Annotated in this window: 13 protein-coding genes, 1 rRNA gene and 1 riboswitch; of the genes, 12 read left to right on the top strand and 2 right to left on the bottom strand. The window is 68.8% G+C overall.

Annotated features, from left to right (window positions below):
• The 11 genes from rrf to ABT001_RS20570 form a co-directional block, all read left to right on the top strand.
• Positions 1-70: ribosomal RNA gene (gene rrf / locus ABT001_RS36105) — 5S ribosomal RNA — on the top strand; the annotation flags it as partial.
• 149 nt (positions 71-219) lie between these two features.
• The gene (gene clsA, locus ABT001_RS20615) at positions 220-828 is read left to right on the top strand and encodes a cardiolipin synthase ClsA (RefSeq protein ID WP_104790512.1); all 609 of its coding nucleotides are present in this window, start codon (positions 220-222) and stop codon (positions 826-828) included.
• Positions 829-940: 112 nt separating this feature from the next.
• The gene (locus tag ABT001_RS20610) at positions 941-3,436 is read left to right on the top strand and encodes a sugar phosphate nucleotidyltransferase (RefSeq protein WP_351279404.1); all 2,496 of its coding nucleotides are present in this window, start codon (positions 941-943) and stop codon (positions 3,434-3,436) included.
• Positions 3,437-3,533: 97 nt separating this feature from the next.
• Positions 3,534-4,454 carry a DUF881 domain-containing protein gene (locus tag ABT001_RS20605; RefSeq protein WP_351279401.1) on the top strand — a complete coding sequence of 307 codons (921 nt, stop codon included), beginning with the start codon at positions 3,534-3,536 and terminating at the stop codon, positions 4,452-4,454.
• A complete protein-coding gene (locus tag ABT001_RS20600) occupies positions 4,451-4,783 on the top strand; it encodes a small basic family protein (protein ID WP_003970459.1) in 333 nt (110 codons plus the stop codon). The genes ABT001_RS20605 and ABT001_RS20600 overlap by 4 nt, the downstream gene beginning before the upstream one ends.
• Positions 4,784-4,788: 5 nt before the next feature.
• On the top strand, positions 4,789-5,625 hold the full coding sequence (locus ABT001_RS20595) for a DUF881 domain-containing protein (protein WP_351279399.1): 837 nt from the start codon (positions 4,789-4,791) through the stop codon (positions 5,623-5,625).
• A gap of 190 nt (positions 5,626-5,815) precedes the next feature.
• Positions 5,816-6,598, top strand: coding sequence for an FHA domain-containing protein (locus ABT001_RS20590; RefSeq protein WP_351279397.1), 783 nt, complete (start codon positions 5,816-5,818; stop codon positions 6,596-6,598).
• Between the two features lie 41 nt (positions 6,599-6,639).
• Positions 6,640-7,383 (top strand): transcriptional regulator FtsR, encoded by a 744-nt coding sequence (ftsR, locus tag ABT001_RS20585; protein WP_351279394.1) that lies wholly within the window; start codon positions 6,640-6,642, stop codon positions 7,381-7,383.
• A gap of 53 nt (positions 7,384-7,436) precedes the next feature.
• Positions 7,437-7,910 (top strand): bifunctional nuclease family protein, encoded by a 474-nt coding sequence (locus ABT001_RS20580; protein WP_006123076.1) that lies wholly within the window; start codon positions 7,437-7,439, stop codon positions 7,908-7,910.
• Positions 7,911-8,078: 168 nt separating this feature from the next.
• Positions 8,079-8,696 carry a MerR family transcriptional regulator gene (locus ABT001_RS20575; protein ID WP_351279392.1) on the top strand — a complete coding sequence of 206 codons (618 nt, stop codon included), beginning with the start codon at positions 8,079-8,081 and terminating at the stop codon, positions 8,694-8,696.
• Positions 8,697-8,771: 75 nt separating this feature from the next.
• Entirely contained in the window at positions 8,772-10,235 is a 1,464-nt protein-coding gene (locus ABT001_RS20570; RefSeq protein WP_351279390.1) for a DNA polymerase IV, read from the top strand.
• Here ABT001_RS20570 and ABT001_RS20565 read toward each other — a convergent pair.
• Positions 10,151-10,528 (bottom strand): PRC-barrel domain-containing protein, encoded by a 378-nt coding sequence (locus tag ABT001_RS20565; RefSeq protein ID WP_351279387.1) that lies wholly within the window; start codon positions 10,526-10,528, stop codon positions 10,151-10,153. The two genes, ABT001_RS20570 and ABT001_RS20565, sit on opposite strands and share 85 nt — an antisense overlap.
• 133 nt (positions 10,529-10,661) lie before the next feature.
• Positions 10,662-10,757: riboswitch (glycine riboswitch) on the top strand.
• Positions 10,758-10,952: 195 nt separating this feature from the next.
• On the opposite strand from ABT001_RS20565, the gene gcvP reads away from it, so the two are divergent.
• Entirely contained in the window at positions 10,953-13,838 is a 2,886-nt protein-coding gene (gcvP, locus tag ABT001_RS20560; RefSeq protein ID WP_351279384.1) for an aminomethyl-transferring glycine dehydrogenase, read from the top strand.
• A 68-nt stretch (positions 13,839-13,906) separates the two neighbouring features.
• On the opposite strand, the gene ABT001_RS20555 is transcribed toward gcvP, so the two are convergent.
• Positions 13,907-14,113 (bottom strand): DUF5999 family protein, encoded by a 207-nt coding sequence (locus tag ABT001_RS20555; protein ID WP_351279382.1) that lies wholly within the window; start codon positions 14,111-14,113, stop codon positions 13,907-13,909.
• Positions 14,114-14,183: the final 70 nt, after the last annotated feature.

Genomic DNA, 14,183 nt, shown 5'->3' with positions numbered 1-14,183 from the left:
GGAAGCTAAGCCTTTCAGCGCCGATGGTACTGCAGGGGGGACCCTGTGGGAGAGTAGGACGCCGCCGAACAATTATTCCGGGAAAGCCCCGTGCCTTTGTGGCACGGGGCTTTTCTGCGTTCACGGGATCTCTTCCCCATACCCCTGTGCATCGGTGCCAGGGCGGTGAGGGTAAGGTCAGGGGGCATCATCGGCACATTCTTCACAGGAGGCACTCGGGTGGAGGTCCAGGAGACTCGAGTTCAGACGGACCGAGTACTCACCATCCCCAACATCCTCAGCATGGCTCGTCTCGTCGGCGTACCGCTCTTCCTGTGGCTGATTCTTCGCCCCGTGTTCGGCGGGCCCAACAGCGATGGCTGGGCCCTGCTGGTCCTGATGCTGAGCGGGGTCAGTGACTACCTCGACGGCAAGCTGGCCCGTCGATGGAACCAGATCAGCAGTCTCGGCCGGCTCCTGGACCCGGCTGCCGACCGTCTCTACATTCTGTCGACCCTCGTCGGGCTCACCTGGCGGGAAATCCTGCCGCTCTGGCTGACGGCCGCACTCCTCGCCCGTGAGCTGATGCTGCTCGTCATGGTCGGAATCCTGCGCCGGCACGGCTATCCGCCGCCGCAGGTGAACTTCCTAGGAAAAGCTGCAACTTTCAACCTGATGTACGCCTTCCCCTTGTTGCTGCTCAGTGACGGAAGTGGTTGGCTTGCTTCGCTGGGCACCATTTTCGGATGGGCGTTCGCTGGGTGGGGTACAACGCTGTACTGGTGGGCAGGGATCCTCTACGTGGTCCAGGTCCGCCGTCTGGTCAAGGCGGATGAAGTAGCCGATTAGCTCGTTCTCGTGGCGCCGTGCAGTGTCGCCGGCCCGCACCCGATAGTTGTGGTGTCGCCCCGACGGGTGAAGTCGGCTAAACCGTCGTCTCTTCGAGGAGGACGTTTCCGACATGAAGGCCGTCGTAATGGCAGGCGGCGAAGGCACTCGTCTTCGCCCCATGACCTCAAGCATGCCCAAGCCGCTCCTTCCTGTGGCCAATCGGCCGATCATGGAGCATGTGCTCAGGCTGCTCAAACGGCACGGGCTCAATGAGACCGTGGTCACCGTCCAGTTCCTCGCCTCCCTCGTCAAGAACTATTTCGGCGACGGCGAAGAGCTCGGGATGGAGCTCAGCTATGCCAACGAGGAGAAGCCCCTCGGTACCGCGGGCAGCGTGAAGAACGCCGAGGAAGCGCTGAAGGACGACACCTTCCTTGTCATTTCCGGTGATGCCCTCACCGACTTCGATCTCACCGACCTCATCGCCTTCCACAAGGAGAAGGGCGCACTCGTCACCGTGTGCCTGACCCGGGTCCCGAATCCCCTGGAATTCGGGATCACGATCGTGGACGAGGAAGGGAAGGTGGAGCGTTTCCTGGAGAAGCCGACCTGGGGTCAGGTCTTCTCGGACACGGTGAACACGGGCATCTACGTGATGGAGCCCGAGGTCTTCGACTACGTCCAGGCCGACACCTCGGTGGACTGGTCCGGCGACGTGTTCCCGCAGCTCATGAAGGACGGCAAGCTGATCTGCGGCTACATCGCCGAGGGCTACTGGGAGGACGTCGGCACGCACGAAAGTTACGTGAAGGCCCAGGCCGATGTGCTGGAGCGCAAGGTCGACGTCGAACTCGACGGCTTCGAGATCTCTCCGGGGGTCTGGGTCGCGGAAGGCGCGGACGTCCACCCCGACGCGGTGCTGCGGGGACCGCTCTACATCGGTGACTACGCCAAGATCGAAGCAGGCGCGGAGATTCGCGAACATTCCGTGGTGGGATCCAACGTCGTCGTGAAATCCGGTGCGTTCCTGCACCGGGCCGTGGTGCACGACAACGTCTACATCGGGCAGCACAGCAATCTGCGTGGCTGTGTGATCGGCAAGAACACCGACATCATGCGGGCAGCCCGCATCGAGGACGGCGCTGTCATCGGGGATGAGTGTCTGGTCGGTGAAGAATCGATCATTCAGGGAAATGTCCGGGTCTACCCGTTCAAGACCATCGAGGCCGGCGCCTTCGTCAACACCTCGGTGATCTGGGAATCGCGCGGCCAGGCACATCTCTTCGGTGCCCGTGGTGTCTCCGGAATCCTGAACGTCGAGATCACGCCCGAGCTCGCCGTCCGGCTCGCCGGAGCGTATGCGACGACGCTGAAGAAGGGCGCGACGGTGACCACGGCCCGGGACCACTCCCGCGGCGCCCGTGCACTGAAGAGAGCGGTCATCTCGGCGCTGCAGGCCAGTGCCATCGACGTCCGGGACCTGGAGAACGTGCCGCTGCCGGTGGCCCGTCAGCAGACCGCGCGGGGCAGCGCCGGCGGCATCATGATCCGTACCTCTCCCGGCGTTCCGGACTCGGTCGACATCATGTTCTTCGACGAGCGGGGAGCCGACCTCTCCCAGGCGCGGCAGCGGAAGCTGGACCGGGTCTACGCCCGTCAGGAGTACCGCAGGGCCTTTCCCGGAGAGATCGGGGACCTGCACTTCCCGTCGAGCGTCTTCGACTCCTACACGGGGTCCCTGCTCCGCAACGTCGACACGGCGGGCATCGCCGACGCGGGCCTGAAGGTGGTCGTGGACGCCTCCAACGGCAGTGCCGGGCTCGTTCTGCCCAGCCTGCTCGGACGCCTCGGTGTGGACGCGCTGACCATCAACCCGGGACTCGACGAGTCCCGGCCGACCGAGTCCGTCGAGTCCCGGCGTGCGGGGCTGGTCCGCCTCGGCGAGATCGTCTCGTCCGCCCGGGCCGCCTTCGGGGTCCGGTTCGACCCCGTCGGCGAACGGCTGTCCCTCGTGGACGAGCGGGGCCGGATCATCGAGGACGACCGGGCACTGCTGGTGATGCTCGACCTCGTGGCCGCCGAGCGGAGAAGCGGACGGGTCGCCCTGCCGGTGACCACCACGCGCGTCGCCGAGCAGGTCGCGGCGTACCACGGTACTCAGGTGGAGTGGACGACCACGTCACCTGACGACCTGACCCGGGTGGGCCGTGAGGACACCACGATCTTCGGCGGCGACGGGCGCGGCGGCTTCATCGTCCCCGAGTTCAGCAGCGTCTTCGACGGTGCGGCGGCCTTCGTACGACTGATCGGCCTGGTGGCCAGGACACAGCTCACCCTCAGCCAGATCGACGCTCGCATCCCGCGCGCCCATGTGCTGCGGCGCGACCTCGCCACGCCCTGGGCGGTCAAGGGCCTCGTCATGCGCCGGGTCGTGGAGGCCGCGGGCGAGCGGAGCGTGGACACCACGGACGGTGTCCGGGTGGTGGAGACCGACGGCCGCTGGGTGATGGTGTTGCCCGATCCGTCGGAGGCGGTCACCCACCTGTGGGCGGAAGGCCCCGACGACGCCTCGGCACAGGCCCTGCTCGACGAGTGGGCCGCGGTGGTGGACAGCGCGGGCGACTGAGCACCTGACCGTGGGCCCGGGAGCCGAACGCCACGGCTTCCGGGCCCGCGGTGGGGCCATTCGGCGGCAGCGGGCATGACGTGCGACGATGTGCGGCATGTCGCAGCCGCCCCCCGATCGGAGTAGCGCCCCGACGCGTCCTCGCCCCGACGCGTCCATGTCGCTGCTGACCACCGTGATGGAACACAGCCTCGACGAGGGATACGCCGAGGCCTCGGAACGTCGTCGGGCCGAGGGCGGCGACGGGATCCCGCGCACCCTGAAGGCCAAGCTCGGCCTCGCCGGGGGCCTGGTGCTGGCGGCCCTCGTGGTGACACTCGGAGCTGCCGAGGCACAGGTCGCGGCGCCCGTCGTGGCGAAGGAACGCGAAGAGCTCATCGACCGGGTGAACGCGGAGACCTCCACGGCGGACACGCTCGAGGCGGATGTCGAGAAGCTGCGCAAGGACGTCGGCGAGCGGCAGCGCAAGGCACTCCAGGAGCACGGCGGGGACCAGGGCGTCCTGGTGGCTCTGCTGTCCGGGGCCACCCCGGTCGAAGGCCCTGGAGTCAAGCTGGTCGTGGACGACGCGGAGGACACCGACCAGGGCGGTGGCGGGCCCCGGGAGTCCACGGGTTTCGCCGATACCGGGCGCGTACGCGACAGGGACATGCAGCGCGTGGTCAACGGGCTGTGGCAGTCCGGCGCCGAGGCGGTCTCGATCAACGGCCAGCGGCTCACGGCGCTCTCCGCGATCCGGGCGGCGGGCGACGCCATACTGGTCGACAACAGGCCGCTCGTGCCGCCGTACACGGTGCTGGCGGTGGGGGACGGGAAAACGCTCGCCACGGCCTTCCAGGACAGTGCTGACGGCCAGTATCTTCAGGCCCTGCACGAGAGCTTCGACATCCGCACCAGCATCTCCGAGCAGGAGAAGGTGCGTCTGCCGGCCGCGCCCAGCCTGATCGTACGTACAGCAGAGCCTCAGGCCGCAGACACGGGCAGTGGTGCGGCAGACACAAGGAAGGGCACATCGTGATCGCCGTACTGGGCCTCGTCGTGGGAGTCGTGGTCGGACTGTTGGTCCGGCCCGAAGTGCCGGCGGTGGTCGAGCCCTATCTGCCGATCGCCGTGGTGGCCGCGCTCGACGCCGTCTTCGGCGGCCTGCGGGCGATGCTCGACGGCATCTTCGTGGACAAGGTCTTCGTGGTGTCGTTCCTGTCGAACGTGGTGGTGGCCGCGCTGATCGTCTTCCTCGGTGACAAGCTCGGCGTCGGAGCCCAGCTGTCGACCGGAGTGGTGGTCGTGCTCGGCATCCGGATCTTCTCCAACGCCGCGGCCATCCGTCGGCACGTCTTCCGGGCGTGAGGCCGATGAACGACGAACAGAACCCGCGCGGCGAGCGGAGCCCCGGACGGAAGCTCACCGGGGCTCTCCCGGCCGAGGCGCCCGCAGCGGAACCGCCGCCCCCGCCGGCCCCTTCCGAGGAGATCTCAGGCCGTCAGAGGCTCCTGGCAGGGCTCTGGCCGCCCCGGGTCAGCCGGGCCCAACTGGTCGTGGCGCTGCTGCTGTTCGTCCTCGGACTGGGGCTGGCCATCCAGGTCAGGTCCAACAGCGACAACAGCGCCCTGCGCGGCGCCCGTCAGGAGGACCTGGTCCGTATCCTCGACGAACTCGACAACCGCACCCAGCGCCTCGAGGACGAGAAGCAGCGCCTCGACGACCAGCGGACGGAACTCGAGAACAGCTCCGACCAGGCGGAGGAGGCGCGCAAGCAGACGCTGGAGAAGGAGCGGCAGCTCGGTATCCTGGCCGGTACGGTCGCGGCGCACGGGCCGGGCATCACGCTGACCATCAGTGACCCGAGCGGCGCGGTGGAGGCCGACATGCTCCTGGACACCGTGCAGGAGCTGCGGGCCGCGGGCGCCGAGGCGATCGAGGTCAACGGCGTTCGAGTGGTGGCCGGCACATATTTCTCCGGTGACGGGGGAGAGTTGAGAGTCGACGGCCGGAAGATCGAGGCGCCCTACGCGTTCGAGGTCATCGGCAAGCCGCAGGACCTGGAGCCGGCTCTGAACATCCCTGGAGGCGTGGTGCAGACCCTCATGGGGGAGCAGGCCACGGCGGAGGTGGTGCGCGCCGACGACATCGTCGTGGACGCCTTGCGACCGGCGAAGCAGCCTGATTACGCTCGGTCGTCACCCCAGTGAGGCGGGGGCGCGTGGTGTTCGAAGGACACGGCCGCAAGGTTGCGGGGGGTCGGCGCAACGGATCGGTGACGCGTGGTGGAAACTGTCGGGTGGATACGGACGTTGTGAAGATGTCCGGGTCGGCAGGTGTGTTCATTCAGGGTTCGTCCTGCCCCACGGGCGGGTCTATTTCGGTCAAGGGGAAACGCCCGTGAAGTTGTTTGCGAAGTTGTTCGGTAAGAGCGCCCGCGAGGACAGCAACAACGCTGCCCGCCACCGCGCTCCGCGTCAGGGTGCCGAGGAGCAGGGTTCGGAGCGCCCGCTCTTCCGCGACGAGGTCCAGGGTGCCGCCGGTGGGTCCGGCGCGTCGTCCGTTGACCCCGGAGGTGCAGGACGCATAGGTTTCGGGGACTCATCGACCTCGAGTACGGGTGGAGGGTTCACCTCCGCTCCGGAGGGCTCGTCCATGACGGTTTGTACGAGGTGCGGGCATCGCAATGCCGAGGCCAGCCGGTTCTGCTCCAACTGCGGTGCACCGCTGAGGGGCGGAGTGCCCGAGCGTGCCTCGGAGACGACCTCGACCATCTCGATCTCCGGAATCGAGGCGTACGAGGCCGAGGTCACGGGCCAGACAGCCCTTCCGTCGCTCTCCCCGGAGGCCCAGGCCGCCGTCGATGCCCTGCCCGCCGGTTCCGCGCTGCTGGTGGTGCGGCGCGGCCCGAACTCGGGCAGTCGCTTCCTGCTGGACGGTGACCTCACGACGGCCGGCCGCCACCCGCAGAGCGACATCTTCCTCGACGACGTGACCGTGTCGAGGCGTCATGTCGAGTTCCACAGGAGCCCGGAGGGTAGTTTCACCGTGGGCGATGTCGGCAGCCTCAACGGCACCTACGTCAACCGCGAGCGCATCGATTCCGTCGCGCTGACCAACGGCGACGAGGTCCAGATCGGGAAGTACCGGCTGGTCTTCTACGCGAGCCAGCGGGGCGTGTGACCTCCTCCGGACTTCGTCCGGGGGGACCCTCAGGAAGGTCCATGCTGCGAACACCCACAGGCGGTGCCGGTAACGGCACCGCCGCCGCAGGCGAACGCGCGATGAGCATCGGCACGGTGCTTCTGCAGCTGCGCGACGAGTTTCCCGAAGTCACCATTTCCAAGATCCGCTTCCTGGAGGCGGAAGGGCTCATCGAGCCTCAGCGGACGCCGTCGGGCTACCGGAAGTTCAGCCCTGCCGACGTCGAGCGGCTGGCACAGGTACTGCGCATGCAGCGGGACCACTACCTGCCGCTCAAGGTCATCCGTGAGCACCTGGAAGCCCTGGCCCGCGGTGAGCAGGCGGTACTGCCGTCCGGAGGCGGACAGGGCGAATCCGTCGACCCCTTCCGTGACCCGGGCCAGGGACAGGCCACCGCCGCCCGTATCGGCCGCTCCGAGCTCCTGGCTGCCGTCGAGGCGGACGAGGAGCAGCTCGACGAGTGGGAGGCGTACGGGCTGATCGTGCCCGCTTCCGGGGGCAGCTACGACGCCGAGGCGGTGACTGTGGCGCGTCTGGTGTCGGACCTGGGAAGATTCGGCCTGGAACCTCGGCATCTACGGGCCATGAAGGCGGCCGCGGAGCGTGAGGCCGGGCTGGTCGAGCAGGTTGTCGCACCGCTGCGGAGGCATCGGAACCCGCAGACCAGGGCCCATGCGGAGGCCACCGCGAGGGAGCTCGCGGAGCTCTCGGTACGGCTCCACGCCGCGCTCGTGCAGAGCGCCCTGAAGGCCGGCTTCCACTGAGGGCGGAGGAGCCCGACTATCCAAACATGGCGGGCACGTCCTAGGGTTGCTGTGTGAACGAGCTCGACGTTGTGGGTGTCCGGGTGGAAATGCCCTCCAACCAACCGATCGTGCTCCTGCGTGAAGTGGGAGGCGACCGGTACCTCCCTATTTGGATCGGCCCTGGGGAAGCGACCGCGATCGCCTTCGCCCAGCAGGGCATGGCTCCGGCCAGGCCGCTGACCCATGATCTCTTCAAGGATGTGCTCGAGGCGGTAGGCCAGGAGCTCACCGAGGTCCGCATCACGGACCTACGGGAAGGGGTTTTCTACGCGGAGCTGGTCTTTGCCAGTGGGGTCGAGGTGAGCGCGAGGCCTTCCGACGCCATAGCGCTCGCCCTGCGCACCGGTACGCCGATCTACGGCAGTGACGGTGTGCTGGACGACGCGGGCATCGCCATTCCGGACGAGCAGGAGGACGAGGTGGAGAAGTTCCGCGAGTTCCTCGACCAGATCTCGCCGGAGGACTTCGGTACCAATAGTCAGTGACCGTCCCACGGTGGCGGTGTCAGCGCATCCGACAAGCCGTTCCCCGGAATCAGTCAAGGGAAACCACCCTCAGGGTGATTATCACTCGGCGTGCCGAGTGTGGCGATCGTTGACGCACCCCTGGTGACTGCCTACCTTCGAGGTGGCAGGTCAAGGACGGAGGTCGGCGTGAGAAGCAGCGGCGACGGTACGGTCGCGGGTGGGCCGTATCGGCAGCACGGCAGTGCGGCCGACCATTCCATCAGACAGCCGGTTCAGCCGGCGGTGGTGGCAGCGGACGGTGTGGCATTGGCAGGGGACATCGGCTACCGGGGGCCGACAGCGTGCGCGGCGGCCGGGATCACCTACCGTCAGCTCGACTACTGGGCGCGTACAGGGCTGGTCGAACCGAGCGTGCGTCCGGCGTACGGGTCGGGGACACAACGTCTCTACAGTTTCCGGGACGTTGTCCTCCTCAAGATCGTCAAGCGGTTCCTGGACACGGGGGTCGCCCTCCAGAACATCCGCACCACCGTTCAGCACCTCAGAGCCCGCGGATTCACGGATCTCGAGCGGATGACCCTGATGAGCGACGGGGCGACGGTCTACGAGTGTTCCTCGCCCGACGAGGTCGTGAACCTGCTCCAGGGCGGCCAGGGCATTTTCGGCATCGCCGTGGGCGTCGTCTGGAAGGACGTCGACGCCGCCCTGTCCCAGCTGCACGGGGAACGCGTCGGTACAGGGGAGACCCTGATCGGTCACAACCCCACCGACGAGCTGGCACGACGGCGCAACCGCGCGGGCTGACACACCGGGGCAGGGCGGGGCGGCGCGGGTGCAGGGCGGGGCGGTTGTCAGTGCCGTAGGGCAGCATCGGTTCCTGTGAGAGCCGCGCCGACCATCCTGCATCTGGACATGGATGCCTTCTACGCCTCCGCGGAGCAGGCGGCGAAGCCCAGCCTCCGCGGCAAGCCCGTGGTGGTGGGCGGTCTGGGTATGCGCGGTGTGGTCGCCACCGCCTCGTACGAGGCTCGTCGGCTGGGCGTCCATTCGGCGATGCCGATGGCACAGGCGAGGCGACTCGCGCCCAACGCCGCCTATCTCGTCCCGCGTTTCGCGCTCTACCGGACGGTGAGCGACCAGGTGATGGAGCTGCTCGGACGGCTGTCACCGCTCGTCGAGCCGCTCAGCCTGGACGAGGCCTTCGTGGACCTGGAGGCCGGGGGCGTCGCCGAGGACTCGGCTTCCGCGCGAGCGATCGGTGGGCAGCTGCGCACCGTGATCAGGGACGTCACCGGACTCAGTGGATCCGTCGGGCTGGCCGGCTCCAAGATGCTGGCCAAGATCGCCTCCGAGGAAGCGAAACCGGACGGGCTGCTGCTGATCGAACCCGGCACCGAGCGTGAGCTCCTGGCGCCCATGTCCGTACGCATCCTCCCGGGTGTGGGACCCGCCACCGGTGACCATCTCCGGCGCGCGGGCATGACCCTCGTCAGCCACCTAGCGGAGGCGGGCGAGGCGGAGCTCGTGCGGCTGCTGGGCAGGGCGCACGGGGTCGCGCTCCACCGCATGGCGCAGGGCCACGACGACCGTCCCGTCGTAGCGGAACGGGACGCCAAGTCCGTGTCGGTCGAGGACACCTTCGACGTGGACCTGCACGACCGCGTGCGCGTCAGGGCGGAGGTGGTGCGGCTAGCCGACCGTTGCGTGCGGAGGCTGCGGGATGCGGGAAGGTCCGGGCGGACCGTCGTCCTCAAGGTCCGCCGCTACGACTTCTCGACGCTCACCAGGTCCGAAACCCTGCGCGGCCCCACCGACGACCCCACGGTGGTCAGGGAGGCCGCTGGGCGCCTTCTGGAGGCCGTGGACACGACCGGTGGCGTACGACTGCTCGGAGTGGGTGTCACGGGGCTGGCGGACTTCACACAGGAGGACCTGTTCGCCCAGGCGGCCGACGCTGAGCACGCCGCCGAGGAGTCAGCGGCTGCCGACGCCGCCCCGGACGAGCGGGACACCGGGGCGGAGGGGGCGGAGGAGACCCGGGAGAGCGGGGAGCCGCCGGCCTCGCGGCGCTGGCAGGCCGGCCACGACGTACGGCACGGCGTCCACGGACACGGCTGGGTGCAGGGCAGCGGCGTCGGCCGGGTCACCGTGCGTTTCGAGGAACCCTGGACGCCTCCCGGCCGGGTGCGCACGTTCCGCATCGACGATCCGGAGCTGGAGCCGGCCGATCCGCTGCCCCTGGTGCGGGATCCGGCGGACTACTCCTCGTGGCCGGCGAGCTTGCCGAAGTCCCTGTCGGGCCCCGTCCCGGCAGAGGGCGAGGGCGAGGTGTCCAGTCCGTAGTGACGGTAGAGCTGCAGCTCCTGCTCCGGAGACAGATGGCGGCCCACACCGAAATCGGGCGCGTCCCTGATCAATGCCCGGTCGAAGGGGACCATCAGCGAACCGTCGACGAATTCGCTCGGCTCCAGCGGGACGAAGGCGTCCCTGGTGAAGAGACCGGTGCGTACGGCCGCCCACTCCGGTACGCCGGTGGCGTCGTCGAGATAGACCTCGTCCACCGTCCCGATCTTGGCACCTTGACGGTCGAAGGCCTTGCGGCCGATCAGGCTGCGCGGATCGATGTCGGTCTGCACGGTGCCTCCCACTGGTCACGACGGCATCAGGTGGTCGCGGCTGCTCCACAGGCACTACGAAAGGCCAGATCGCGGTCGGCGGCCACTCGGGACGGCCCGCTCCGGGCTCGCTGGTAGGCTGGGAAACGGCTGCTGACCCTGTGCGGGAGAGTCCTTCGGAGCGATCCGGAGGCGCCGAAGGAGCAACTCCTCCCCGGAATCTCTCAGGCCCCCGTACCGCACGGACGAGGTCACTCTGGAAAGCAGGGCGGAATCCGTACGGGCACGTGCCACGACGGGAACCTCCCTCACCGACGGTGAAAGCCGGTACGCCCCAGGGGCGCGCCGGTGAAGCTCTCAGGTCGAGATGACAGATGGGGAGGCCGTTCGGGCAGCCACGCCGTGGCGCCCCTCGCAGGTCGTGACAGACCAGGAGGCCTCCACCATGACCCCCCGTCGCACTCCGCTCTCCCAGCTGGAGCAGGGCATTCCGTTCGAGCAGCGCCACATCGGGCCCGATGCCGGGGCACAGGCGAAGATGCTCGCCCAGGTCGGCTACGGCTCCCTCGACGAGCTCACCGCCGCCGCGGTGCCCGACGTGATCAGGAGTGCCGAGGCGCTGAACCTCCCCGGGGCCCGCACCGAGGCCGAGGTCCTCGCCGAGCTGCGCAGCCTCGCCGACCGCAACCAGGTGCTCGCACCGATGATCGGGCTCGGCTACTACGGCACGTTCACCCCGCCGGTGATCCTGCGCAACGTCATGGAAAACCCTGCCTGGTACACGGCCTACACGCCCTACCAGCCGGAGATCTCCCAGGGCCGGCTGGAGGCCCTCCTGAACTTCCAGACGATGGTCGCCGACCTCACCGGGCTGCCGACCTCGGGTGCCTCGCTCCTCGACGAGGGGACGGCCGCAGCCGAGGCCATGGCACTGGCCCGACGTGTCGGCAAGGTGAAGGGCGGCGTCTTCCTGGTCGACGCCGACACCCTGCCGCAGACGATCGCGGTGATCGAGACCCGCGCCGAGCCGACCGGTGTCGAGGTCGTCGTCGCCGACCTCGCCGAGGGCATCCCGGCGGAGATCGCCGAGCGCGGCGTCTTCGGTGTGCTGCTCCAGTACCCGGGTGCCTCCGGTGCCGTGCGGGACATCAAGCCCGTCATCGACCAGGCGCACGAGCTGGGCGCGATCGTGTCCGTCGCCGCCGACCTGCTGGCCCTCACCCTGCTCACCTCGCCCGGCGAGCTGGGCGCGGACATCGCCGTCGGCACCACGCAGCGCTTCGGCGTCCCGATGGGCTTCGGCGGACCGCACGCCGGCTTCATGGCCGTGCGCGAGAAGTTCGCCCGCAGCCTGCCCGGCCGTCTCGTCGGGGTCTCCGTCGACGCGGACGGCGACAAGGCCTACCGGCTGGCACTGCAGACCCGTGAGCAGCACATCCGCCGCGAGAAGGCCACCAGCAACATCTGCACGGCGCAGGTCCTGCTCGCCGTCATGGCCGGCATGTACGCCGTCTACCACGGGCCCGAGGGGCTGCGGACGATCGCCCGGCGCACCCACCGGTTCGCCACCGTCCTGGCAGAGGGGCTGCGTTCCACCGGGACCGAGATCGTGCACGACACGTACTTCGACACCCTCACGGTCCGCGTGCCGGGTGCGGCAGCCGACGTGGTCGCCGGCGCGCGTGAGCGCGGTGTGAATCTGCGCCTCGTCGACGCCGACCACGTCTCCGTCGCGTGTGACGAGACCACCACCCGCGCCCGGATCGCCGCGGTCTGGGCCGCCTTCGGGACCAGTGGCGACGTCGAGGCGCTGGACGCCGAGGCGGCCGACGTGCTCCCCGAGGCACTGCTGCGCACCGACGACGTCCTCACCCACCCGGTGTTCCACCGGTACCGCTCCGAGACGGCGATGCTGCGTTACCTCCGCAAGCTCGCCGACCGTGACTACGCGCTGGACCGCGGGATGATCCCGCTCGGCTCCTGCACCATGAAGCTCAACGCCACCGCCGAGATGGAGTCGATCACCTGGCCCGAATTCGGTGCGCTGCACCCCTTCGCGCCGGCGGACCAGGCACAGGGCTTCCTCACCCTCATCCGTGAGCTGGAGGAGCGTCTCGCCGAGGTCACCGGTTACGACGCCGTGTCCATCCAGCCCAACGCCGGCTCGCAGGGCGAATTCGCCGGGCTGCTGGCCGTGCGCGCGTACCACCGGGCCAACGGGGAGCACGGGCGCACCGTCTGCCTGATCCCGTCCTCCGCGCACGGCACCAACGCCGCGAGCGCCGTGATGGCCGGGATGAAGGTCGTCGTGGTGAAGACCGCCGACGACGGCGAGGTCGACATCGTGGACCTGCGTGCCAAGATCGCGGCCCACCGCGACGAACTCGCCGTCCTCATGATCACCTACCCCTCCACGCACGGTGTCTTCGAGGAGCACGTCGCCGACATCTGCGGCGAGGTGCACGACGCCGGCGGCCAGGTGTACGTGGACGGTGCCAACCTCAACGCGCTGGTGGGTCTCGCCAAGCCGGGACACTTCGGCGGTGACGTCTCCCACCTCAACCTGCACAAGACCTTCTGCATCCCGCACGGCGGCGGCGGTCCGGGCGTCGGTCCGGTCGGCGTGCGCGCCCACCTGGCGCCGTACCTCCCCAACCACCCCCTCCAGCCCGCGGCGGGTCCGGAGACCGGCGTCGGACCGATCTCGGCCGCCCCGTGGGGTTCGGCCGGCATCCTGCCGATCTCGTGGGCGTACGTACGCCTCATGGGGGGCGAGGGTCTGAAGCGCGCGACGCAGGTCGCCGTCCTCGCGGCCAACTACATCGCCAAGCGCCTCGAACCGCACTTCCCGGTCCTGTACAACGGCCCTGCCGGTCTGGTCGCGCACGAGTGCATCGTGGACCTCCGTCCGATCTCCAAGGCGACCGGCGTCAGCATCGACGACATCGCCAAGCGGCTGATCGACTACGGGTTCCACTCGCCGACCATGTCGTTCCCGGTGGCGGGGACCCTGATGATCGAGCCGACCGAGAGCGAGGACCTCGCTGAGCTCGACCGGTTCTGCGACACGATGATCGCCATCCGGGGCGAGATCGAGAAGGTCGCCTCCGGTGCGTGGAGCGCGGACGACAACCCGCTGCGCAACGCCCCGCACACGGCAGCCGCGCTCGGTGGCGAGTGGAACCACGCCTACACCCGTGAAGAGGCGGTCTTCCCGTCCGGTGTCACGCCCTCGGACAAGTACTGGCCGCCGGTGCGGCGGATCGACGGCGCGTTCGGTGACCGCAACCTGGTCTGCTCCTGCCCGCCGCTGGACGCGTACGACCAGTAGGCCGGATGCGCGTCGGGGCCGGTGCGGGGGACTTCCCCGGGCCGGCCCCTGTGTCCTGTCAGCCGTGCTCAGGCAGCCTTCATCACCCGGCCGCTGTCCAGCGGGCGGTGAGGCGCGATGATCTGCCCGTCCGGGAGCAGCTCTCCGGTGTCCTCGAAGAGCAGGACGCCGTTGCACAACAGGCTCCAGCCCTGTTCCGGGTGGTGGGCCATCAGCCGTGCGGCTTCCCGGTCGTTGGAGTCGGCGGTCGGGCAGGGTGGCTTGTGCTGGCACATGGGCGGGTTCTTTCGCTGTGTCGAGCCGGGTGTCCTGCGGCTTGGCGGGGTGGGCATGGCTGCCCCCGTA

Source organism: Streptomyces sp. NPDC002793 (assembly GCF_040295485.1).
Taxonomy (GTDB): domain Bacteria; phylum Actinomycetota; class Actinomycetes; order Streptomycetales; family Streptomycetaceae; genus Streptomyces.
This window is presented reverse-complemented; position numbering and strand designations above follow the sequence as displayed.

Bases quoted from the DNA above. Each gene is read 5' to 3' on its own strand.
- ABT001_RS20610 (WP_351279404.1), top strand. From the start codon at position 941: ATGAAGGCCGTCGTAATGGCAGGCGGCGAAGGCACTCGTCTTCGCCCC.
- ABT001_RS20605 (WP_351279401.1), top strand. From the start codon at position 3,534: ATGTCGCAGCCGCCCCCCGATCGGAGTAGCGCCCCGACGCGTCCTCGC.
- ABT001_RS20595 (WP_351279399.1), top strand. From the start codon at position 4,789: ATGAACGACGAACAGAACCCGCGCGGCGAGCGGAGCCCCGGACGGAAG.
- ftsR (WP_351279394.1), top strand. From the start codon at position 6,640: ATGCTGCGAACACCCACAGGCGGTGCCGGTAACGGCACCGCCGCCGCA.
- gcvP (WP_351279384.1), top strand. From the start codon at position 10,953: ATGACCCCCCGTCGCACTCCGCTCTCCCAGCTGGAGCAGGGCATTCCG.
- ABT001_RS20555 (WP_351279382.1), bottom strand. From the start codon at position 14,113: ATGTGCCAGCACAAGCCACCCTGCCCGACCGCCGACTCCAACGACCGG.